This window comes from Deinococcus aerophilus (assembly GCF_014647075.1).
GTDB lineage: Bacteria > Deinococcota > Deinococci > Deinococcales > Deinococcaceae > Deinococcus > Deinococcus aerophilus.
In genome coordinates, this window is sequence record NZ_BMOM01000026.1 from 15,432 (window position 1) to 36,445 (window position 21,014).

19 protein-coding genes are annotated in these 21,014 nt (G+C 65.0%); 7 read left to right on the forward strand and 12 right to left on the reverse strand.

Annotated features, from left to right (window positions below):
• The first annotated feature begins 38 nt into the window (after window positions 1–38).
• Entirely contained in the window at window positions 39–1,118 is a 1,080-nt protein-coding gene (locus IEY21_RS13325) for a hypothetical protein (protein ID WP_188904837.1), read from the forward strand.
• Between the two features lie 266 nt (window positions 1,119–1,384).
• Here the strand turns inward: IEY21_RS13325 and IEY21_RS13330 are convergent, their stop codons facing one another.
• The 7 genes from IEY21_RS13330 to IEY21_RS13360 all read right to left on the reverse strand — a co-directional run bounded on the left by IEY21_RS13330 (window position 1,385) and on the right by IEY21_RS13360 (window position 7,749).
• The gene (locus tag IEY21_RS13330) at window positions 1,385–3,424 is read right to left on the reverse strand and encodes a hypothetical protein (protein ID WP_188904838.1); all 2,040 of its coding nucleotides are present in this window, start codon (window positions 3,422–3,424) and stop codon (window positions 1,385–1,387) included.
• 5 nt (window positions 3,425–3,429) lie between these two features.
• Window positions 3,430–4,416, reverse strand: coding sequence for a PilW family protein (locus tag IEY21_RS13335; protein ID WP_188904839.1), 987 nt, complete (start codon window positions 4,414–4,416; stop codon window positions 3,430–3,432).
• Window positions 4,409–4,819 (reverse strand): type II secretion system protein, encoded by a 411-nt coding sequence (locus tag IEY21_RS13340; RefSeq protein ID WP_268237806.1) that lies wholly within the window; start codon window positions 4,817–4,819, stop codon window positions 4,409–4,411. The genes IEY21_RS13335 and IEY21_RS13340 overlap by 8 nt, the downstream gene beginning before the upstream one ends.
• Complete coding sequence (locus tag IEY21_RS13345) at window positions 4,809–5,327, reverse strand: prepilin-type N-terminal cleavage/methylation domain-containing protein (protein ID WP_188904841.1); 519 nt, start codon at window positions 5,325–5,327, stop codon at window positions 4,809–4,811. The genes IEY21_RS13340 and IEY21_RS13345 overlap by 11 nt, the downstream gene beginning before the upstream one ends.
• Before the next feature lie 251 nt (window positions 5,328–5,578).
• The gene (locus IEY21_RS13350) at window positions 5,579–6,019 is read right to left on the reverse strand and encodes a hypothetical protein (RefSeq protein WP_188904842.1); all 441 of its coding nucleotides are present in this window, start codon (window positions 6,017–6,019) and stop codon (window positions 5,579–5,581) included.
• Window positions 6,020–6,411: 392 nt separating this feature from the next.
• Window positions 6,412–7,254 carry a coiled-coil domain-containing protein gene (locus IEY21_RS13355; RefSeq protein ID WP_188904843.1) on the reverse strand — a complete coding sequence of 281 codons (843 nt, stop codon included), beginning with the start codon at window positions 7,252–7,254 and terminating at the stop codon, window positions 6,412–6,414.
• A 210-nt stretch (window positions 7,255–7,464) separates the two neighbouring features.
• Window positions 7,465–7,749 (reverse strand): WGxxGxxG family protein, encoded by a 285-nt coding sequence (locus tag IEY21_RS13360; protein ID WP_188904844.1) that lies wholly within the window; start codon window positions 7,747–7,749, stop codon window positions 7,465–7,467.
• Window positions 7,750–8,156: 407 nt separating this feature from the next.
• On the opposite strand from IEY21_RS13360, the gene IEY21_RS13365 reads away from it, so the two are divergent.
• Window positions 8,157–8,531, forward strand: coding sequence for a rhodanese-like domain-containing protein (locus IEY21_RS13365; RefSeq protein ID WP_188904845.1), 375 nt, complete (start codon window positions 8,157–8,159; stop codon window positions 8,529–8,531).
• Between the two features lie 19 nt (window positions 8,532–8,550).
• Complete coding sequence (locus tag IEY21_RS13370) at window positions 8,551–9,333, forward strand: TlpA disulfide reductase family protein (protein ID WP_188904846.1); 783 nt, start codon at window positions 8,551–8,553, stop codon at window positions 9,331–9,333.
• Between the two features lie 245 nt (window positions 9,334–9,578).
• On the opposite strand, the gene IEY21_RS13375 is transcribed toward IEY21_RS13370, so the two are convergent.
• Window positions 9,579–11,768 (reverse strand): sensor domain-containing diguanylate cyclase, encoded by a 2,190-nt coding sequence (locus IEY21_RS13375; RefSeq protein ID WP_188904847.1) that lies wholly within the window; start codon window positions 11,766–11,768, stop codon window positions 9,579–9,581.
• Window positions 11,769–11,957: 189 nt separating this feature from the next.
• Window positions 11,958–14,957, reverse strand: a complete 3,000-nt coding sequence (locus tag IEY21_RS13380; RefSeq protein ID WP_268237807.1) for a PAS domain S-box protein — start codon at window positions 14,955–14,957, stop codon at window positions 11,958–11,960.
• Between the two features lie 312 nt (window positions 14,958–15,269).
• On the opposite strand from IEY21_RS13380, the gene IEY21_RS13385 reads away from it, so the two are divergent.
• The 3 genes from IEY21_RS13385 to IEY21_RS13395 all read left to right on the forward strand — a co-directional run bounded on the left by IEY21_RS13385 (window position 15,270) and on the right by IEY21_RS13395 (window position 16,845).
• Window positions 15,270–15,689, forward strand: coding sequence for a MerR family DNA-binding protein (locus tag IEY21_RS13385; protein ID WP_188904849.1), 420 nt, complete (start codon window positions 15,270–15,272; stop codon window positions 15,687–15,689).
• A gap of 33 nt (window positions 15,690–15,722) precedes the next feature.
• Entirely contained in the window at window positions 15,723–16,190 is a 468-nt protein-coding gene (locus IEY21_RS13390; RefSeq protein WP_188904850.1) for a putative iron-sulfur cluster-binding metallochaperone, read from the forward strand.
• A gap of 418 nt (window positions 16,191–16,608) precedes the next feature.
• Window positions 16,609–16,845: a glutaredoxin family protein gene (locus IEY21_RS13395; protein WP_188904851.1), complete on the forward strand. Its 237-nt coding sequence runs from the start codon at window positions 16,609–16,611 to the stop codon at window positions 16,843–16,845.
• Window positions 16,846–16,945: 100 nt separating this feature from the next.
• Here IEY21_RS13395 and IEY21_RS13400 read toward each other — a convergent pair whose 3' ends face one another.
• The gene (locus IEY21_RS13400) at window positions 16,946–17,590 is read right to left on the reverse strand and encodes a dihydrofolate reductase family protein (protein WP_188904852.1); all 645 of its coding nucleotides are present in this window, start codon (window positions 17,588–17,590) and stop codon (window positions 16,946–16,948) included.
• Window positions 17,591–17,832: 242 nt separating this feature from the next.
• Here IEY21_RS13400 and IEY21_RS13405 point away from each other — a divergent pair, with 242 nt between their 5' ends.
• Window positions 17,833–18,225, forward strand: coding sequence for a VOC family protein (locus IEY21_RS13405; protein ID WP_188904853.1), 393 nt, complete (start codon window positions 17,833–17,835; stop codon window positions 18,223–18,225).
• A gap of 63 nt (window positions 18,226–18,288) precedes the next feature.
• Here IEY21_RS13405 and IEY21_RS13410 read toward each other — a convergent pair whose 3' ends face one another.
• Entirely contained in the window at window positions 18,289–20,532 is a 2,244-nt protein-coding gene (locus tag IEY21_RS13410; protein WP_188904854.1) for an ATP-binding protein, read from the reverse strand.
• A 185-nt stretch (window positions 20,533–20,717) separates the two neighbouring features.
• Window positions 20,718–21,014: hypothetical protein (locus IEY21_RS16880; protein ID WP_229753102.1), on the reverse strand; the 297-nt coding region annotated here is incomplete at its 5' end.

Consider the following 21,014-nt stretch of genomic DNA (forward strand, 5'->3'; position numbering starts at 1 on the left):
ACAGGACCCTGCCCGTCTGCCGGACGTACTATAGGGACTTGACCCCGAACCCCTCTGCCCGCGCCCTTACACCCCAAGAACATCTCCGTCAGCTTCACCACGTCTACGGACCGCTGAGTCCCGCGTTCGTCGCAGAGGAACTGCGCTGCACCCTGGAAGACGCCGCGCGTCACCTCTACGGTCCCCACGCCGGTCGGTACTGCTGGGTCGGCCTGGCGGATCTGGCCCAGCTGTCTGGGGTGGGCATGACGGCACTCAAGCGCTGGGTGCGGCGTCATCACCTGCAGAGCGCGGCCCTGAAGGGACAGGGGCGCAGCGCGAATGCGTACATCCATCTGGACGATGCCCGCACCTTTCTGTCCCGTCAAATGGTGCTGGCGGGCCAGGAGGGTGCGGCCGACGCGCTGCTCCGGGTCACGGGAGAGGACCTGGGGCCTGCGCCCATCGCCAGGGCGGCCGCGGTGGATGTGGACTGGCAGCTGGCACGGCAGGCCGCGTGGCCCATGACTGTGGACCGGCTGGCCGAAGCGGTCTACGGCTCGCGCGCTGGTCACGCCCAGCAACAGACCCGCAAGACACTCCGGGTCTGGGAAGCCCAGGGGCGTGTCGTCTGCTTTGCCCGAGGCCTGTATGACTTGGTGCGCCCGTCTGTGGTCCTGGACCCGGGACGCTACCGGCGCAGCGCCCTGCCGAAAGAGGACCTGCAGAACCTGCGCGCCCACCACTCGGAGCTCGCCCACTGGTCTGACGGATCCCTGGCAGCGGCCTGGCGGTCCTACAGCGCCTTCTATGCCCATACGCTGCTGCCCGTGATGGACCGCGAGGAGCCTACCCTGCTGGAATACCTGACGGTGCGGCAGTTGAATCCGGACTGGGTGCCTGAGGATGTTGACACCCGCTACGAGGAACTCTGCCGGGAAGCGGCCTTCTACCGCGTGCTGAGCGCACCGCCCCAGAGCGTGCTGAAAACGCATCAGCCGGTGCTGAGCGCAGAGAACATCGAGGCGGGTGTGATCGACTTCAAACCCGCCGCCGAGGCGACCCGGCTGAAGATGCAGCGCCACTCGGGCAGGGACCACAGACCCAGCGTGTCCGGCCGCATGCAGGAGCGCGCGTAACCAAAGTTGCTCCACTTTGGTAGAGCGCACAGTTCAGCGCGTCACGCTTCAGCTTGATGGTGGATTCCGAACCCGCCTTCTCTGCACTGAAGGCCCGCGGCGTGAGAGGTGGAAGCTCCACACGGGAGACCCACCACGGCGGGCCGGGCCGGGGTGGGTCTGGTGCGGATGGAGCGGCGACGCCCTCTGAGACTACTTTGGGCTACTTAGCACACCATTCGCACCCACCGGCACGTCTCTTCCTCAAGAGGTCGGGGCCCGGGGGGTCACTGCTCAAACTGCCGTGTGAAGTTGTCCTGACGCAAGTAAACAAAACGTGGTGTGAGTGGAGGCAGGTTCTCGGCGCGCCGGAACTGCTCCTCGAAGGTCCAGTTTCTCTGGGGAGGCTGGTAGCGGTTGTTGCCCAGGATGAATGTACCGAACGCATGCAGGGGTTGACTCAGGCTCACCAGGGATCCGGTATAGGTGTACGTCACCGCACTTCCGGGGTAGGTGAGGTCGCCTGAGTTGCTGCCCCAATCTTCGTGAAACCTCATCATGTTGTGGACGCCGCCGCTCTGCGGTCCCCGGTCCAGGGTTCCCTCACCGTCCTGAACGGGTGGGCCTGGAATCGTCCCGGACGAGGTGGTCGCCGAAAGGATCCCTGCTTTGATGGTGGTGGCACCTGCGTAGCGGCAAAAGAGCGGCAGCTGTGATTTGGCGTCGCCGCTCACCAGATCGCCCTGGGCCAGATCGGTGTAGAAGTTCCAGCGCCCCCCCAGGTCGTTGAGAAAACCCGCGTAGCTGCTGATGTTCCTGTACGTGCGGCTGACCCCGTAAGTCTTGGTGCCGTACCGGGTCGTGCAGCGCGTGGCCCCGTCCCATCCAGCAGAGATCACGTTGACGGTGTCTGAAATCACCGACGCTGGGATCCAGCCGCTTGCGCGGTCTGCGCTGGAATTGAAGTTGCCCTGAAGAAAGACCGCCTCATCCGAAACGAAGGTGATGCCCTTGGGTTTGGGATGAAAGGCGTTGTTGGACTGGAGCAGGGCGGCGTTCTTCAAGCGGACGGCGTAGTGGTTGGGTCCATCCTGAGCAATTCCGGTCGTTCCGTCTTCCACCGTGGCGTAGATGACCAGCCCGCCGTCGGTTTCATCGGCCAGTCCGCTGATACCGAGCAGCGACGCGTTGCCTGGGGTTCCCACACACGTCAGCAACTGGCGCACGTCTATTTCGAGCATCCGGCGGTTGGCACGGCCCGCATCCTGCTGACCCCGGGCATCCCGGCCGCCGTTCTCCCAGTACTCCGCTTCACGGTTGTCCCGGAAGCTGGTGCTGGTTCCCAGGCTTTCTCCCAGGAGGCAACCGACTCCACTCAGGTTGATGATCGTCTTGGAGGCATTGACGAACATGGGATCCCAGTTGTCGCTACTTCCCCGGCGCCTGAGCACAATGCGGATGTCGGCTTTGTCCCAGTACTGCGCGCCCGGATTGGGCTGAAGCTGGGCGACCTCGGGAAGCTCGAGACTGGGAACCCGCTTCAGGCGTCCCCCGAAGGCGTTCGTGGTGCTGCTGCTGAGTTCGGTGCGCCCGGCACCACACGGAATGGTCCTCGCCGTGTTGCCGGCATCGTCGAGCTGGACCGTCCCCGCCGAGCAGTTGTTGCCATGCTTCCAGCCGCGGTACAGCCGGCCTGCAGCGGTGGTTTGCCCCTTGATGTACAGGGTCGCCCCTGCATCCAGAAACAGATTGCCGTTGGTGTGTACCGGACCAGACAGGTTCAGGTTCGCGGTGTTCGTGAACTCCAGGTCTTTGCCGAAAAAGACCGCGAATTGAAACAGGGGAACCAGGCGGCTGCGGAAAGTCAGCTCGGTGATGGCCTCCGGGTTTCCCGTTGTGCCCAGAGCCTGACCGCGCACCGTGAAAGGAGTTTCATCGGCCGTCAAGTTCTCGAAATCCTCGCCCGGAGGAATCGTGATGGTGGTTGACCCACCCTTTTCCACGTAGCTCGTCACGGTGCGGCCAGCGACCACATTCGATTGACAGGCAAAGTCCCCCAAGCCCTTGTTGGTTCCCTGGCAGGGCGAGGCGGCCGAAGGAGTCACGCCGGCGGGGACTTCAAATCCTTTGAACTTCTGTCTCACCGCTTCTGCGCGGGCATTCAGTGCCGCCTCAGACGCGTAGAATCCTGCGCTGGCGTTGCCGCTGCTGGCGGAGGTGCGGGTGTTGTTGACCGTGACGATCGAGTACGTCGCCAGCACGACGAGCAGCACGGCGGCGAGAGACAGCACGACGACGAGGACGACACCTTCTGTTCTGTTCTTCATGTTGCTCACCGGGATGACTCGACATTGCGGGGAAAGACACGCGCCTCGAACGTGCGGGTGCGCGCTCGCCCCTGGCCGGCGTTCCCGCCCGTCAGCGTGAGGTTGACTTGCTTGAGCCTGGACCATGGGCCTTCGAGCCCCATGCTGGTCACTCCATTTTGTGCGGGGGTTGTTCCCTCGGCGATCAGGTCGGCGGTCACCTTTAACGCGGCCACATCAAACGCCACAGGTTCGGCTTCCGAATCGGTCTGGCCCGCCAGCGCCAGGCGCAAGGTGTTGTCCGGGGCGAGAAAATAGCGGCGCTCATCGATCAACATCAGCATGCTGTTGTTGTTGTCGCGGTAATCGCTCGGTACGGTGTCACGAAGGGTCACGCTGATGCGGTTGACGGTCGTGCCCGCCTCCAGGGTGGTGACGGTATTGCCCACCTTCAGGACCGCGACGCGCGTGATCTTGCGTGTGCCGCCCGTTCCGCAGGTGTCGCAATACAGCAGGGCCGCCTGCGCCCGGCCCGACTGGGCAGCAAAATGGTCGCGCCAGGGACCGACATTCACATCGCTGCTCGCACACGGCCCTGTGGCAATCACCGAACTGGGCGGCGGTCCCGCAACCTGAAGGTTTGCGCCGCTCTTGGCACACAGGGGCAGCCGTTGCAGCTGCACGCGCGTCGTTGGATGGGGGGGTATGTTGCGCCGAACCGTGACAAATGCAGGTGTGCCAGAGCCACCCGGCCCGAATTCCACTCCGGAGACGCCCAGCCGGGGCTGTGCCAGCTCGAGGTTCTCGCCGGCCTGACGGACATCACCGGCCAAGATGTCCAGCGCGGTCTGTGCATTCTGGGACGCCATCACCCGGCCCGTGTCGGTCTCGACCAGCGTGGTGCTGCTGGCAAACAGATTGAACACGATGGTCAGGACGATCAGCCCCAGCGCCATCGTGACGAGCAGTTCGATGAGCGTAAATGCCTGTGCTGTTGTCTTCAAATTACTCATCTTCCTTGCCAAACGAGGTGTAGAACGTCTCGGCGCGGTGGAGCAGCTGGCCGGTCTGCAATACATCCAGACGGATGTACACCGCCGTGTTGCTGCACACCATGGTGCTGGGCCGATCCGACGGACAGAACGTGGTTTGAACGGTGTACGGCTTCCCGTTGTACGTCACGGTCTCGGCGACGGTCCCCTGAGTGACCAGATTTCCATATCTCCCGAGCTGCCGGTAGTTTTCCAGCTTCTGCTCGCTGATTCTGACGGCCTCTGCCTTGCGCTCCACCTTGCTGTTCAAGCTGGTATTCGCCAACAGAGCGGCAAACATGGTCGCCATGACCATGCCCAGCACCAGCAGGGCAGCGAGCACCTCCACAAGGGTGAAACCCTGTGTGCCGTGTTCACTTCGCACCCGTTCTCACCGCCCCGTTCAGCGCCGCTTCTACCACGTAGGTGCGCCGTCCGTCCGTCAGGTTCAGAAACCGGGCCGCCGTCATCGCGCCCTGTGGCTCGGCCATGCCTCTGGAGGTGAAGCAGACGACGAGCAGGGCGTTGCTCTGGACGGTGGGATTGGCGGGACTGGGTTTGGAGGCGGTCAGAACCAGGGGACGGTTGCCGGCATCCAGCCCAACGGTACCGATCGGCGTCCATTTGGACTGGTCTGATTCACTGCACCGCACGGAGCTTTGCAAAATCAGCTCCTTGTCGTTGACCAGGATGAGACGTCGGGCCTGGGTATTGGACATGGCCTGACTGCGCAGCGTGATCAGGGCCGCGTGAACGGTTCGGGCCGCGTCGCGCGGTGGATTGCGGGTTGACAGGTAGCTGTAGGTTCCCAGCGCAAAGAGAACGCCCACAATCGCCAGCACCACCAGCAGTTCGATCAGGGTAAAGCCCCCTTGGGCCCGTGAAGATGACACGCAGCCAGTATCGTGATTGCTCCTTACAAAAACTTCACGGAATGGGGGGAGGAGCCCCCTCGGTCGGTTGCTCCTTGGCCGTTCTTCTGTCTCCAGTACCAGCGTGATTGCACCTTGAGCAGCCTCGATGCAAACCGAGCAGCCTTGACATCGAGAATGACCTGCCGAGGCTTTTACACTGCCCGTCAAGGCTCTTGGAGACGGATGAATGGAGCTGCTCTAAGATCACGCACCTGTTGCGGTCGGTTCAATTACTGCACTGTGCGGACCGCTTTGAATTTCAATCTGTACGACGTACAGTCCATCGACTGAGCCATAAAGCTTCCCTCAGCGACATCCACACTGGTGAAGCGGCCCTCGAAATCCCAGGCCAGATACGGCTTTTTCGCGGTGGTCTCAAATTTCCCCTGCTTCACAGCCACGGTGCCGGGCATGGCACCAAGCGCACCGATGACACGGGGGTTGGTCTTGTAGGTCGTGTTCGTCAGTGAGTCGCTGCAACGCCAGTACCCGGTCATTGTGACGTCGCTGATGGTCTTTCCGTCCGCACTGACGCGGAAGCTGATCGTATTGCCCCTGAAATCTCCGGTGAGTTCCCCTTTGAAGACCCCACTCCGAGGGGCGGCGGCCAGGCTGAGCGGCGCGGTGCAGGCGAGGATCAAAATCAGGGTGACCATCGGTGCGCGTGGCATAGGACCCAATTGTAGATCAGCCCAGCAGCTGTCCGGCGGGCCACGAGTCAAGGTGGTGGAAAGTAGCGTCGTGGGGCGCGAGGGTGCAAAAGGCCGTGACGTATGGTCCGCAGGCACTGTTTGGAGAACCCCGGACAGACGCGCCTGAGCAGGCCTAGCGACGCGCAGCTCCTGGGAGCCATCTTGAGGCAGGCCAGCATGGCTGGGCGCGCGGCGGGGGCCAGGACACTGTCTGACTGGCCCGGTTCGTTGCCCGCGCTGGGCACCATCATGGTTGCGGCTCTGTGCCTGGACCATTGGGCGTGGTCCTGTGGCACTTCCGCCGCGCGGCCTTGAGAACTTCACCACCCGCTGACAGATGTTCAACTATGACGGGCCCGTGTACCGGTGCCTTACGGCTCTTCCCGGGAACGGCTCTCTAGTTCCTCAATGCGGTCCTGATGCTCTGCGGCCGCCGCTTCCAGCTGCGCCCGGCGTGCCTCCGACGTCCGCTGCCGCTCTTCGAGGTCGGCAATCTGCTCCAGGTTCCGGGTCTCGGCCGCTTCCAGCACCTCGATGTTGCGCCGCGAACTCTCCGCCTCGTCCGAGAGCTGCATCTTCTGAGCCGCGTGGGTCTGCCCGCCTTGCTCCAATTGGCGGATCCGCAGCAACGCCTGCTGGTGCACGTCGTCCAGATGGACGAGCTCCCGCTCCGTGCGCTCGCGCTCTGCAGCCTCCAGTCGCTCGGTCACATCGGCACTGACCTGCTCGAGGGCCCTGACCTGCTCGTCGTTCGCCGCTTCGCTGATGGCCACGGTGATCAGGTCCTCCAGCGCCCTGGCCTGCCGCTGCACCACCGCGCCCAGGGTGGTCAGCAGCCCGGCGCTGATGTTCTCCAGCGGGGTGCCCCGGACGTTCGTCAGGGCGTCCTGGATCGCCTGCTGAAGCAGGTGTGCCGCGTCGATCTGGGCTTGGCCGGAAGCAATCACCTGCTCGAGCCTGGCCACGTGGGCCTGTGCCGCTGGAGAGTCGGTTTCTGCCACGTCGTTCCGGAGCTGGCTCTGGGTGGTGCGCACCACCTGTCTCAGGGCCTGGGCCACGCCGATCTGTTCGCGGCCCGCACTCACGATCAGTTCGAGCGCCTCGCTCTGGGCAAATCCGGCGGCCCCGACGTGATGACGTGCCGAGATCACCGAGCGGCGCTGCTTCTCCCGGTCCAGCTCAGGAATCCCTTTGCTTTTGCGGGTCTCCGACATGGAGGTCATTCTACAGGCCACCCAGGCGCACAACGGTCTGCCGGGGCTCGGCGAGAGCGGGTGAAGGGCTTTTGGGACGTGGAATACGGGTTGTAAATGGCGGCGCCGTCCCGCGGCGTGCTGTCGCTCATGGATGGTGCATTCGAGGGTCGATTCAGGAACGCTCGCCCTGGACGAATTCAGGGCGAGCGTCAGGCATCTCGGGAACCGTCAGCGACGGGTGGTGTCGTGCACGTCTCTGGTTTCCACGCGAACCGGCCGGGGCGCGGGACGGTTGAGGCCCGCGAGCCCCGCCAGTCCAATCAGGCCCAGCAGGCCCCACGGAAACTCACGCGTATCCGCACGACCGTTGTTGTTGGTATCGACCACTCCATCGTTGTTGGGATCGAGGGGCGCATTCAGGGTGTCCGGGGTCGTGGTGTCGGTGGACGTGTCTTGCGCGGAGGCCACCGGGGCGACGGACAGCAGAAGGGAGAGAAGCAGGACTTTATTCATAGAGACCACCTTTTTGAGCTCGCGTTCCGATCAGTGGGTTTCGTGTTTCATCAACTTCACCGGTCTGTCTTCTGCTTGCGAGGGCAAGCTAAGCCTACAGACGGCCGAAATTGTGTGGCCTGCTTCAGTGCGTGTTTAGGAAACTCCACAGTCCGTCGAAGCTCAACATCAGATGAATGGCAAAAGCCCAGTTCTCCTTTGGAAGGGACATCTCGGGGGCTTGATGCCTGTAAAACGTTGCCGACAGGGCCGGCGCTCACGTCGTGCCTACTCCAGATCGTCAATCTCTGAACGGGACCACCCTTGAAAAGTCAGAATACTCCTTGATCCTAAACCCCCTGGGGGTATATGGTCAGGCCAGTGACCCTGTGGTCAACGCCCCCCACGAAGAGGAGAACCCCAGCCCCATGAAGCGAATCCTGATGCCCCTGGCCGCTGCCCTGACCCTCACGGCCTGCACGACGCAGGCGAGCGACGGCTTCCCCACCATCTCTGTTGATCAATTGAAGACGGCGGTGGACGGCGGCGCGTACCTGCTCGATGTCCGCACGCCCGCCGAATTTGCCGAGGGGCATATCGCCAGCGCGATCAATCTGCCGCTGGACGAGGTGGAAGCCCGGACCGGCGAGGTGCCCACCGGCCGCCCGGTGTACGTCATCTGCCGCAGCGGCAACCGCAGCGCCCAGGCCAGCGCCGTCCTGAGCAAGGCGGGCCGGGACGTGATCAACGTGGGCGGCGGCATGAACGACTGGATCGCCGCCGGTTACCCGGTGACGCGCTGATCATGCCGGGCCGGGCAGCGTGAATCTGGGTCTGGACGGCCTGATCCTGGGGCCGCTGAACCTGAGCTGGCAGAGCCTGACGCTGCTGCTGGGTGTGGTGACGTGGCTCAGCGTGGCCCGGTTCGCGGGTGCTGAGCGCGCCCTGCTCGTCACGCTGCTGGTGGCGCGGCTGTGGGCGGCGCTGCCCGGACTGGACGGTCAGCGGCCGGTGCTGGAGAACCTGCTGGACATTGTGGACATTCGCCGGGGCGGCTGGGCCTGGCTGCCGGGAATGCTGGCGGGTGTGCTGGCGCTGTGGTGGCCGGCGCGCCGATTCTCGCCCCTGATGATGCGGGCGGTGGCGGTGACCGTGGTGGTCGCCGCCCTGCCAGGGCTGCTCAAACCAGCGCCGCAGGGCATGCAGGCCTCCCTACCCGCCACGCCCCTGCCCCGGCTGAGCGCGCTGGAATCGCAGGCTCCCGCGCCGTTGCCCACCGGCGGCGTCGTCAATTTCTGGGCCACTTGGTGCGGGCCGTGCCGCGCGGAACTGCCCCTTCTGGAAACCCGGCAGGAGCAGGGAGAGAAGATCCAACTCGTGAACGTCGGCGAATCCGACCAGACCGTGAAAAGCTTTCTGAAAGCGAACAGGCTGACGCTGCAGACGTGGATGGGGGGTCAGGCCCTGAGCGGTCCCCTGGGCATCACGGGTTTTCCCACCACGCTGGCGGTGAGCCGCACGGGCCGGGTGGTCGGGCGTCACCTGGGGCCGCTCAGCGGCGCCCAGCTTCAGAGTCTGCTGGACCTTGCCCAGGAAGCGCCCTGAGCCCTGGGTGGGCTCTGGAAAAGACATGAACGCCCCGGCGGAACGCGGCCCGGTGAGCGGTGATGCAAGGAAGCTCCGGTACGTTGCCCTGGCCGGCACTCTCCCCGATGCATGAGAAGGAGGTCTGAACCTCCGGATTGCCCGGCGGTGCCTGAAACGTTGCGGCGGGTGGGAGCGAGGGGTGGAAGTCGCCGCAACGCCCTGGACCGCTGGTACGCGGCGCGGAGAAATGAGGCGCGGCACCTTCAAAGAAGGAGCGGGGCATCGTCGTCCGCGCTGAGCGGGAGGACCGCTGCTGCGGACGCGGCGTACCGCTGCTCTCTTCGCAGGGCGTGGTGGTCATGCTTCTCGGCGTACATCCGCTCGTCCGCCAGCCGGGTGAGCGCTGGGCCGTCTGTGCCGTCTTCCGGGAAGAACGCGATGCCGGCGCTGGCATCCATGTCAGTGTACCCTGCCTGCCGCGTCAGACGCACGGCCAGACCCACCCGTTCGAGCAGCACGCGCACGTTCGCAGCGACGGCGTGGTCGAGAATCGCGGCGTACTCGTCGCCGCCGAGGCGGAAGATCCGGTCCTCGTTGCGGAAGGCGGTGCGGAACGAGGCTGCGAATTCCCGCAGCAACCCGTCGCCGCGCTCGTGTCCCTCCCGGTCATTCACGGCCTTGAGTCCATCCAGGTCGATCATGATGATTCCAAACGGAGTTTCATGGCGTTTGGCGGAACTCACGATCTGGTCGAGGCACTGGTCAAAGGCGCGCCGGTTGCCCAGCCCGGTCAGGCGGTCGTGGAGGGCCGCCAACTCCAGGTCGAGCAGATGGACGCGGCGCTCCTGGCTGATCTGCACACTTCGAGTGGCCGCCTCGAAAACCCGCCGCTCGTCATCCGCCCAGGGACGCGGCGTACAGCGTGCGGCCCACAGCATGGACCCCTGCGGCCCGGCGCCGGGCAGCGGAAGAAGCGCGGCGGTTCGTACTCCCCAGCGGACCAGGGCCGGGTGGGCCAGCATCTGTGCCGCGTAGTTGTCGATGAACACGGGCCGCTGCGGGGCCAGTGCCGGGTCGTACAGACCCTGGGTGGAGGCGCTGTGGGGCAGCTCGGGGGCGGACGCGAACGAAGCGTCTAAAAACAGTGTGGAGGCCAGGGGGGAATCGCCGCCGGTGGTCAGGCCGATCCAGTCGAGTGGGCAGGCGTCGGTGATGATGGGCGCGAGGGCCCGGGCCAGCTCCTCGGGAGGCAGGGTCCGGGTCGCGAGCAGGGATAGGGCCGCGAGCGCCTCCGCTTCCTTGGTCCGTGCGTGGAGGGCTTGGGTCCGGTCGTCGATGCGCTGTTCCAGGTCCCGCTCGTTCTGCCTGAGTCTCGCCACCAGTTGCTGCAGCGCGCGGGACAGGGCATTGACTTCCATGTAGGCCCGGGTTTGGGGCACCGCCGCGTTGAGTTCTCCGGCCTCAATGGCCTGGGCGGCCTGCCGAAGACGCCTGAGGGGCCGGGCGATAAAGTGTGCGGCGCCGAAGCCCAGGACAGCGAACAGCAGACCGAGCCCCAGGTTTACCAGAACCGAGGTCTTCTTAAATGCGTGGATTCCCGCGAACGCCACTTCCGTGTCCTGCCGGACCACGACGCGCCACTCCAGCCCGGTATAGCTGCGGTACCCCCGGCTGCGGCTGACCCCCGTCATGTACGTCCGGCCGTCCGGCCAGCGGGCCACGGTGTAGCCGCTGCTGGGAAGGCGCTCGAGCACCTGCAGTTCGAGCTGTTGACCCTGCAGTGCGGGCGGTCCGAGAAGCACTGTGCCGTCACGGTCCAGGATGAAGATGTCGAGGTGTTCGCGTTCTGCGGCCGGTTGCAGCAGCGACTCACGAACTTCCTGGGCCCAGGACCAGCTGAGGTGGGCCCCCAGGACTCCGGTGACCTGACCCTCCCGGTTGCGCACCGGCGTGGCGACATCGACGAAACGCAGCGGCTGAACGCCTTCTTTCGGAAGAAGTCCGGCAAGAAGTTTGGCTTCGTGAACGTCGCCGGCAAAAGGGCCTTTCAGGGCGCCCTGGAACCACGGCCTCTGCGCGACACTCTGGCCTTCCAGCAGGCCACCGGTGCTGGCAAGGATGGTGCCCTGAACGCTCGCCAGGCCAATCCAGGCGTAGCTGGGGTAGGTGCTCTTGAGTTTCTCGAGCAGCAGGCGCTGCTGGTCAGCAGAGGCCGGGCGCGCCCTGAAGACTTCGAGTTCACTGAGAATCTCGACGTCCCGGCTGCGCTCGAACATTCCCCGGTCGAGCTTGTCGGTCATCTCATAGGCCAGCTGCTGCAGCGACTGGCCGACCTTCTGTTGCAGCTGCAGGGACGACGCCCGGGTGTTGAGCGCGGTTTCGATGGATCCGAAGATCAGAAACAGCCCGGCGAGGAGGACAGTCAGCAGGGTTTTTAGCTGCATGGTTGGCATGGCTCTTCGTGGGCACTCCTGACGCCCTGACACTGAAATATGATCCGATCACACAATTCTGAAGGTGCGGCCCGGTCATGAGCGGTGAAATGCACGGTCGGCGGGGACGCGATCCAGGACACCGGGCCCGACGTCGCGCCGCCTCCCGGTGCGTGCGGTGCAGAGAGCGGCCGGTGGGCGCGCGGCGATTCACTCCGGCAGAAGCATTCGAACAAAGCTCTTCACCACCTTGGGATCGAAGTGGCTCCCTGAATGGTGCTGGATGTGCGCGATGGTGGCCTCGCGGGTCCACGCCCGGCGGTACGGGCGGTCGCTGGTCAGGGCGTCGTACACGTCCACCACCGCAAAGGCCCGGGCCGCCAGGGGAATCTCGTCACCCGCGCGCCCATGGGGATAGCCGCTGCCGTCCCACTTTTCGTGGTGGTACTGCGGAATGTCCAGGGCGGGAAGCAGGAATTCGATGGGTGAGAGCAGGTCCACCGCGTACCCTGGATGCCGTTTCATCCGGGCCCACTCCTCGGAGCTGAGCTTGCCGGGTTTCAGCAAGATCGCGTCGGGAATGCCCATCTTGCCGATGTCGTGCAGCAGCGCGCCCCGGCGCACGTTCACCAGCTCCTCGGGCGTAAAGCCCAGCACGTGGCACAGCTCGAGGGTCATTTCCGTGACCCGGCGAGAGTGCCCCTCGGTTTCCTTGTCGCGCAGGTCCAGCGCCCGGGCCCAGCCCTCGATGGTCTCGTCATACGCCAGACGCAACTCCACGTTGCGCTGTTCGAGCTCCTTGAGCAGCTGGGCGTTCTCGACGGCGATGGCCGCCTGACCTACCAGGGTGTCGACCGTCTCCAGCCACGCCGCGGACGGCTCGAAACTGCGCTGGCGCAGCACCTCGATGACGCCCAGCACCCGGCCCTTGGCGATCAGCGGCGCCGCGTAGTACCACGTCACCCCTTCGAATCTGCGCAGGTCATGCCACTCCGGCGTCAGCGTGGCCGTCTGGAGCGCCGGGACGATGAGCGGCTGGCGGGTCACGACCACCCGACCCGCCAGTTCGTGGTCGAGCTTTTCGGCCAGGCCCTGCAGGGGCGCGGCGTGCAGGCCACAGGTGGCAATGTACTGAAGTCCCTGGGTCTGGGGATCGCGCATCAGGGCCGTGGCCGCGTCGGCGCCCAGCTGATGGCAGATGTTTTCCAGGATCAGGCCCAGGATGGCCCCCAGATCGCCGCCGGCGGCGATGGCCTGGTCAATCTCCCGCAGGCCGGTGATGTGCTGCACCTGGCGCCGGAGGTCCTCGTTAAGCACCTGGACTTCCTGTTCGGCGTGGTGACGGGCCGTGATGTCGCGCGAGATTCTGGCCACCCCCACCACCGCGCCGCAGGTGTTGAGGACCGCCGAGATGGTGACGATCATCGTGAGCTCCCGGCCACCCTTGGTGAAGTTCACCACCTCGAACGGCTTGATGCGCTCTCCCCGACAGACGCGCCCGAAGATGTCGGCTTCCTGCTGCCGGTGCTCCGCGGGAACAAGAAAGTCGGTCCGCCGGCCGATGACGTCCGCGGCGGCGTGGCCATACAGGTGTTCGGCTCCGGGATTCCACGAACGAATGGTTCCGTCGAGATTGATTCCGATGATCGCGTTGTGGCTGGCTTCCACGATGGATGCCAAAAAGGCCTGATCTTCCTCCGCGATCCGGCGCTGGGTGATGTCACGCGCCACGCAGTACATCAGCGGATCGCACGGCATGACCACCGCCGCCCACTCCAGCCACACGGTGTGGCCGTCCTTGTGGACGTAGCGGTTCTGGAACACTGTCGTGGGTTGCCCGCCCGTGATGCTCGCGTCCTCGGCGGCGGTCACGGCGTGGTCGTCCAGATGCACGAAGTCGATGTACGCCCGGCCGATCAGCTCGTCAGGGGTGTAGCCCAGCATCTGTTCCGACACGGCGTTGATGCTGGCAAAGCGTCCGTCTGGGCCGATGGTCGCGATCAGGTCCAGCGACAGGTCCAGTGTGCGCTGCAGCTCGGTCGTGAGTTTGCGGTAGCGCTCTTCACTCTTCTCGAGCAGCTCGCGAGCCTCCTTCTCACGGGTGACGTCCTGCACCAGGGAGACCACACACGCCTCGCCGCCGATCGTCACCGGTACGATCGACGTGACGGTGGTGCGCAGCTGTGTGGACTTCGCGCGGAACTGCATCTCGCGGTTGCGGACCGATCCCTGCTGGCGCAGGATCTGCCGGACCTCCTCAAACTCCGCAGGGTCACTCCAGAAATGCAGATCGCCCGAGGTACGGCCGATCACCTCTTCCCAGGCATACCCGCTCTGACGCAGGAACTCGGGGTTGGCGTCGAGGTAGCTGCCGTCGCCGAGGCGGGTGACGATGATGCCGATCGGGCAGGCCTGGAAAACCTTCTCGAAGCGTTCCTCGCCTTCCCATAGCTCCGTTTCCTGTTCGCGTTGCTGGGTCACGTCACGGATGAGCAGCGAGATGCCGTCCTCGGCCGGATACACTGTCGCTTCCAGCCACCGTCCGACCTCGGCCGCAAAACTCACCTCGTGCTGCACGGTCCCGGTGGCCCTGGCCCGCTGAAGCGCCCGGCCAATCGGCCGGTGGTGTGGGTGGTCCCCGAACGTGGCGGGCAGGGTCCAGCCGTCAAATTCCTGGGGTGTCTGTGCCGACAGAGCGGCGGCCGCCGGATTGAGGTAGGTCAGATTCCAGTCGTCGTCGAAGGACACGACACCGTCCGTGACCCTCGCCAGGGTAGAGCCGAGGTGCTGCTGAAGCTGGCGTTGCTGCCGCTGGACCTCCTCGCGCACGGTCACATCGTGGTGAAGGCCGAGGTAATGGGTGAGGGTGCCCGCAGCGTCCCGAATGGGACTCAGGGTCAGTTCGTTGTAGAACAGCGTGCCGTCTTTGCGGTAATTGCGCAGCGTCACGGTGGCGCTGCGCTCCTGCGCGATGGCCTGACGAATCTCCTGCGCGGCCGGCTGATCGCGGTCATGGCCCTGCAGCAGGCGGCAGTTGTGCCCCACAATCTCCGCGGCTGCGTAGCCGCTGAGGTGCTCGAAGGCGGCATTGGCGTAGACGATGGGGTGGCCAGGCTGACGCATGTCCGCAATCACCGTCCCGACCGTACACGTCGAAAGGACTTGCCCCAGAAGCTGGAGTTCCGAAACAGTGGTGGGGATGGGGGGCATACAACTCCTGACTCTGTCGTGCTGTCTTAAGGAAAGCTTAACCTTAGGGAATGATTGTAGTTGAGTACGATCGCCTACAGTTCAACCTGTGTAGTGCGTCCCACGAATGGGCATGGCTCTCAACTTTTAAGGGTGGGGTATCCAGGGCGACATGACGTGACATCACCGGTCCCAGCGCTAAGCGGTGCCCCGCCGGGTGGCTGCGGGAAAGAAGGCCGCTGGAGACGCTGTACCTGGCCTGTAGCGTCCGTCTGCCTCCGGTGATCCGGCCGTCCCCCAGCGCCGTGCCCGTAAACCTGCGACACTCGGGGCATGACGGCTCAACCCGCGCTGCTCTCCATCGGACACCTGGCCGCCGAGACGGGTGAGGGGGTCAAGGCCCTGCGCTACTGGACGGACCTCGGTCTGCTGGAGCACCGACGCACCGCGGGCGGCTACCGGACGTACACCGCCGAGAGTGTCGAGCGCGTGCAGTTCATCCGGTCTGCCCAGCGCGTTGAATTTGGCCTCTGCGACATCGCCCGTATCCTGAATCTGCGCGCAGACGGCCATAAGCCCTGCCAGGAGGTCCGGGAAGAACTGCACCAGCATCTTCAGGCGGTTCGCCAGCACCTGACCCAACTTCAGGCGCTGGAAGCCGAACTCGCCGGGCGGCTGGCGTACGCCCAGGCACACCCTGATCCCGAGTGCGACGCCCCCGGCTGCGTGTATCTGAATTCATCTGTCTCTTGACTCTCCCTCTGGGGGGAGACTCTAGCTTCGGGCATGGAATCCAACTGCTGCGCTCCCAACACCGACGGGCAGGACGTCACGTCCTGCCCGGTCAGTGGCACCCGTGGAGAAGCGGTGCCCCTGATCACCCTCAAGGCCCTCCTGACCCCAGCTGCCCTGGCGCGACTGAGGCCGGAAGAGGCTTTCCGGCTGTGCCTGGACCCGGCCTGCGACGTGGTGTACTTCAGTCCGTCTCAGACCTACGGCACAGGAGATCTCAAGGTGCCGGTCTTCCAGAAGAATCAGGCAGCTGAGATCCCGGTCTGCTATTGCTTTGCCCACACGCGGGCGGATCTCGGTAAGGCCGTGGCCTCGGGGACGGGCCCGGCGCTGGAAGCCTCGATCCGCGCGCACGTGCAGGCCGGGCGCTGCGGGTGCGAGGTCAACAACCCGCAGGGCAGTTGCTGCCTGGGCAATGTCGTGACCGTTCTGCGGAGCCTGGACCGCCAGGAGCAGGCATGACGGATCTGCCGCTGGTCCGCAACCTGGGCTTCAAGGGACGCTCCGTCGCGCTGATCGAGGGGGATCAACTGGGCGGCACCTGCCTCAACCGGGAATGTCTTCCTACCTCCAGGATAGTTCCGGAAAGCACTTTGATCCTGAAGTCGTGGACGTTCTTCGCCGCCTCGATGCCTTCACGCTGGCGCCTACATCAGCCGCTGCTTCCAGTCTCCGGACGTGTACGGCGTGGAGGGAGCGGCCGATCACAGCGGTGCGGGGTGCCCTGGACGGCGCCGCGGGCGTGGTTCGGTGTTCCCCCGCAGCGCAGGTGGCCCCCGCAGCGACGAGCCGATATGTATTCTGGGTGGGTCACCACGCCCGCGGCACAATTTCAGGGGGGCGGACCCACGGCTGCCTCCTCAACTCCACGAGGTTCCCGATGCTGAATGTCATTCTGTACGCCACGCCGACCTGCCCGGACTGCCATGCACTGCGCCTCTGGTTTAACAAGCGCGGCATTGCCTTTGAGGAACGCGACCTGACGGTTCCTGCAGTTGCCGACGAAGCCAAGGCCCGGTACGGCGTGCGGGTTGCGCCCATCACGGTCGTGGGCGATCAGTTCTTCTACGGCACTTTTGATCAGCAGCGGCCCAAGCTCGAAGCCCTTCTCAGTTGACCCACTGCGAACGTTGAACAGCAGCGCGCCTTGACCGCCGACGGGGGGACTGGAGGCGGTTGCGTGGCTCCAGCCGTGTTCCACCTGTTGAATCAGGCGGTCACTGCCCGGCTCCAGCGGGGAGACCCTCCACCCTCGGGCGGCTGACCTCGTAGCACGCCAGGATGTTGCCCGATCCCTGCCAGGTACGGGAGCTGAGCAATTTCAGGGACACGCCGGGCCGACCCACGAACAGCGGCGTGCCTCCGCCAGCAACAAGCGGAAAGATGACGAGGTGCAGCTCGTCGATCAGCCCATGGGTCAGCAGGTGGTTCCAGAGCGTCCGGCCAGCGAACATGAAGATGTCCCCGCCTTCTTCCGCCTTGAGGGCCGCCGCCGCTTTCACGGCGTCCGCCACGCCGATGATGTGGGTGTCGTCCCAGGGAGAGAGCTCCTCGCGGGTGAGGTGATCGGACACCACCCGCTTTTTCATCCGTGCCTGCAGTCCGGCCATCTCCCGGCGGATGGGGCTGGCCTCTGGATCATGCGGTATCCCCGTCCAATACTGCATATTGTCCAGAAAATTGCGGCGTCCGTTGTACAGCAACGTCTCCGCCCCCCTCATCCGCTCTGCCATGTATTCGTCGAAGTGCTGGTCCCCCACGTAGTCTGGATGCAGATGATCAAAAATGGCGTCCAGCTGGCGGTCTTCGCCCTCGTAGTAGCCGTCCAACGTCACGAGATTGCCGACGATGAGTTTGCGCATCAGGGCTCCTTTTGGTATGTTGTGAGCGTAATACGAATTATAATTTCGGTCAAGGTTCGTGCGCCTGGGCGAAACCGGCTACAGGGACAGAGTCCCATCACCGGGTGAAGGACGTCCCTGGAACAGGAGCAGCCCAGGACACAGCAGGGATCAGAGGCGCCGGGCGGCCCTCGCGGCCGGTTCGTTCCCACCCCGAGTTCCGTCCGCCTCCACCGACCGACTCGGCCACCAAGAGGAGAACAATGACGCAAGACACCCCCTGGACGAACACCATCACCGCCATCACGCTCTTCGTCGAACATCTTGAAGAAGCGAAAGCGTTCTACAGCCGGGTGTTTGAACTTCCGGTCTTTTTTGAAGGCGACACCTCCGTCGTCTTCAAATTCGGTTCCACCATGATCAACCTGCTTCAGATCGGTCAAGCCGACGAGCTGGTGACCCCCGCTCATGTTGCCGACAGTCAAGGCGGCGCGCGTGCGGTCTACACGCTGAGCGTCGATGACGTTGATGCCAAATGTGCGGAGCTGGAGACCAAAGGCGTCACCCTGCTGAATGGACCGGTGGATCGTCCCTGGGGAATCCGTACCGCCAGTTTCAAAGACCCGGCGGGCCATATCTGGGAGATCGCCACATAGGTTGAGCCGCTTCCAAACAGTGTTGCGGGTTCAGGACAGGCGTGGGCCGGCCCCCTGCTGCGGTCATGCCTGGGGCAGGGTGAAAAAGAAAGTGGAGCCCTGGCCCGGGCGGCTCTCGACCCAGAGGCGTCCGCCGTGCCGCTCGATGATCTTCTGACACACCGCGAGTCCGATGCCGGTTCCCTCGTATTCCTCCTGCCCGTGCAGCCGCTGGAAGATCACGAAAATGCGCTCGAAATATTGTTGCTCGATCCCGATGCCGTTGTCCGAGACCGCAAAGCGCCACCATGCGCCGTCGCGCTCGGCCCAGACGCGCACCTGCGGAGGCACGCCTTCGCGGCGGTACTTCAGGCCGTTCGAGATCAGGTTCTGCAGCAGTTGATCGAGTTGCGGGGCGTCCGCACACACCACCGGCAGCTTCTGACGGGTCACGCTCGCCCCGGATGGCAACGGTCCGGTCTGGAGCCGCCCCACCACCGTGTCGAACACGGCCGCGCTGTCCACCGGCACCAGCTCCTGCCGGCGCGTGTGCAGGCGGGAGAAGGCGAGCAGGTTGTCGATCAGGCGTTTCATCTGTTCGCCGCCGTGCACGATCTGCTGCACGTACATCCGGCCACGTTCGTCGAGCTGCGTTCCGTAGCGGCGTTCAATGATGCCTGCAAAGCTCGTCACCGCGCGGATCGGGGCCTGCAGGTCGTGCGAGGCCACGTACGCAAACTGTTCGAGTTCCGCGTTGCTGCGCTCCAGTTCCCACGTGCGCTGCGCGAGCTGGTTCACGGTCTGCGCGCCTTCCAGGGCCAGCCCCAGACTGCGCGCGGCCGTCTCCAGCACCGCCCGGTCCGCCGGACTCCAGCACCAGCCCTCGAACAGCGCCACGTTGAAGATGCCCAGGACCCGGCCGTTGACCCACACTGGCAGGGTGGCGACGGCGCGCAGGTGGGAGACGAGTTCCGGGGCCACGTCGCGCGTCTGGTCGTACACGTCCTGAAACAGCCCCTCCCCGGTCTGGTCGGGCAGGTCGAGGGTGGGGATGTGCCCGACGGGAAAGCCCTGGTCGATGACCGCCTGGAGCGCCGGGGTTCCGGCGCCGCCCACCTGCGCGGTCGCGCGCCAGCGGTGGGCCCGTTTCTGGTAGAACAGCGCCATGCCGTGGGGCAGCAGGGACAGCACCACCTGCATGGCCCGCTCGATCAGCGTGTCCGCATCGCTGTGAACGGCGAGGTCGCGGGTCAGCTCCGCGAACGCTTCCAAGGCCCGTGTGCGCGCCTCAAGTTCGGCGTTTTGCTGGGCGAGATGCCGGGCGCTCTCGGTCCGGTCCAGGGCGATGGTCAGTCCCCGGGCCACCGCCCGCACCAGCGCCTGATCCCGCTCGGTCCAGGCGTGGGCTTCCCGGGTGCCCACCGCGAAGAGGCCGCGGGTGTGCCCACCGATCACCAGCGGCAAGAAGGCGGCCGCGCCGTACGACGTGGCGCTGGGCAGGCTGTTGGAAGAAGCGTCCCAGCCGTCCACGAAGCGGGGGCTGCCCGACTGCGCGGCCTCGTGGAAGTTGGGGGCGTCGGTGGGGACCCCCTCGGTCATCTGGGCCACGACCTCGGGGGGGACGTCCTCGGACCAGACCTGCGCCTTCCACCGTTCTCCTTCGAGGGCGTAGTACACCGCGCTGACGTGGGGCAGGTTGGCGCGCACGACCTTGCCGGCCTGACGGGCCAGCACCAGCACGTCGTTTTCACTGCCCACCGCCTCTTGGTACGCGTAGAAGGCCGCGAGGGCCCCACGCTGCTCCTCGGGTTCGGCGGCGCGCGCTGCTTCCTGGGCCTCCAGGTCCTGGCCGAGACGGGCGTGGCCCAGCGAGACGGCACACTGGGCCGCGAGGATCCCCAGGAACTGGCGCTCCTCCGGCGCGAAGATATGCGTCTCCCCGAACTCCACGACGAGCGCTCCCAGCGGCCGGCCACCCAGGACCAGCGGCAGGACGGCGGTGGCTGCCCCGCCCTCGGTGCGCGTCGTCCACCCGGGGTAGGCCTGTGCCAGGGCGCTTCGCGTCTCGAAAAACAGGGGGCTGCGGTTCTTCAGCGCGTCCCAGACCGGACCCGGCGTGTCCGCGAGACCGTCCTTATCCGGGAGACCACCCTGCCCGTACAGCGCTGTTCCCGGATGGCCCCGGGTGGCGGCACAGTCCAGCCGCGTGCCCGTGTCGTCCATGAGCAGCGCTGTGACCACGTCGGCGTCCAGAGCTCCAAGCATGACCGGCAGCACCACTCCAAAGACGTCATGCTGGGTGCGGGCGGTTGTCAGCGCCTCGGTCATGGCCTGAAGGCGACTCAGGAAAAGGGGGGGCACAAGGGGCACGGCAGACGGTCCAGACACGGCGCCCAGCATACTGTCCGCGCTGAACGGGGGCCATGGTCGGAACAGGCTGCTTGCTCACGTTATGGGTGATAGGTCGGGGACTCCCCTATCTACGCTCCCTGGGACACGCCGCCCGAGTGGCATCAATACCGAATATATACAATCGGCTTCTCCTTGCCTCTACTCTTTAGCTCTACTTTCCCCAAAGCTGGAATGTATAAATGCAGGCCTTTTTTAACCCTGCTCAGGCCTATGCAAAAGCTCAATAAGGCATAGGGCATGATCTGAGGCATCTCCTGCTCGCCAGTGGCTTCGCCGCCCGAATCAGCCCAACCCTCAAAGCCGTCAGGTGTATAAACGGTAGTGCTCCAGAAATCCCGACAGAAAATCCCCAACCCGTTGAGAGGGTAGGGCACACTGGAGGGAACGTATGGGAAAGC

Bases quoted from the DNA above. Each gene is read 5' to 3' on its own strand.
- IEY21_RS13335 (WP_188904839.1), bottom strand. From the start codon at position 4,416: ATGAGTAATTTGAAGACAACAGCACAGGCATTTACGCTCATCGAACTG.
- IEY21_RS13385 (WP_188904849.1), top strand. From the start codon at position 15,270: ATGACGGCTCAACCCGCGCTGCTCTCCATCGGACACCTGGCCGCCGAG.
- IEY21_RS13375 (WP_188904847.1), bottom strand. From the start codon at position 11,768: ATGCCAACCATGCAGCTAAAAACCCTGCTGACTGTCCTCCTCGCCGGG.
- IEY21_RS13330 (WP_188904838.1), bottom strand. From the start codon at position 3,424: ATGAAGAACAGAACAGAAGGTGTCGTCCTCGTCGTCGTGCTGTCTCTC.
- IEY21_RS13380 (WP_268237807.1), bottom strand. From the start codon at position 14,957: ATGCCCCCCATCCCCACCACTGTTTCGGAACTCCAGCTTCTGGGGCAA.
- IEY21_RS13350 (WP_188904842.1), bottom strand. From the start codon at position 6,019: ATGCCACGCGCACCGATGGTCACCCTGATTTTGATCCTCGCCTGCACC.
- IEY21_RS13360 (WP_188904844.1), bottom strand. From the start codon at position 7,749: ATGAATAAAGTCCTGCTTCTCTCCCTTCTGCTGTCCGTCGCCCCGGTG.
- IEY21_RS13355 (WP_188904843.1), bottom strand. From the start codon at position 7,254: ATGTCGGAGACCCGCAAAAGCAAAGGGATTCCTGAGCTGGACCGGGAG.
- IEY21_RS13395 (WP_188904851.1), top strand. From the start codon at position 16,609: ATGCTGAATGTCATTCTGTACGCCACGCCGACCTGCCCGGACTGCCAT.
- IEY21_RS13400 (WP_188904852.1), bottom strand. From the start codon at position 17,590: ATGCGCAAACTCATCGTCGGCAATCTCGTGACGTTGGACGGCTACTAC.
- IEY21_RS13365 (WP_188904845.1), top strand. From the start codon at position 8,157: ATGAAGCGAATCCTGATGCCCCTGGCCGCTGCCCTGACCCTCACGGCC.
- IEY21_RS13405 (WP_188904853.1), top strand. From the start codon at position 17,833: ATGACGCAAGACACCCCCTGGACGAACACCATCACCGCCATCACGCTC.
- IEY21_RS13390 (WP_188904850.1), top strand. From the start codon at position 15,723: ATGGAATCCAACTGCTGCGCTCCCAACACCGACGGGCAGGACGTCACG.
- IEY21_RS13410 (WP_188904854.1), bottom strand. From the start codon at position 20,532: ATGACCGAGGCGCTGACAACCGCCCGCACCCAGCATGACGTCTTTGGA.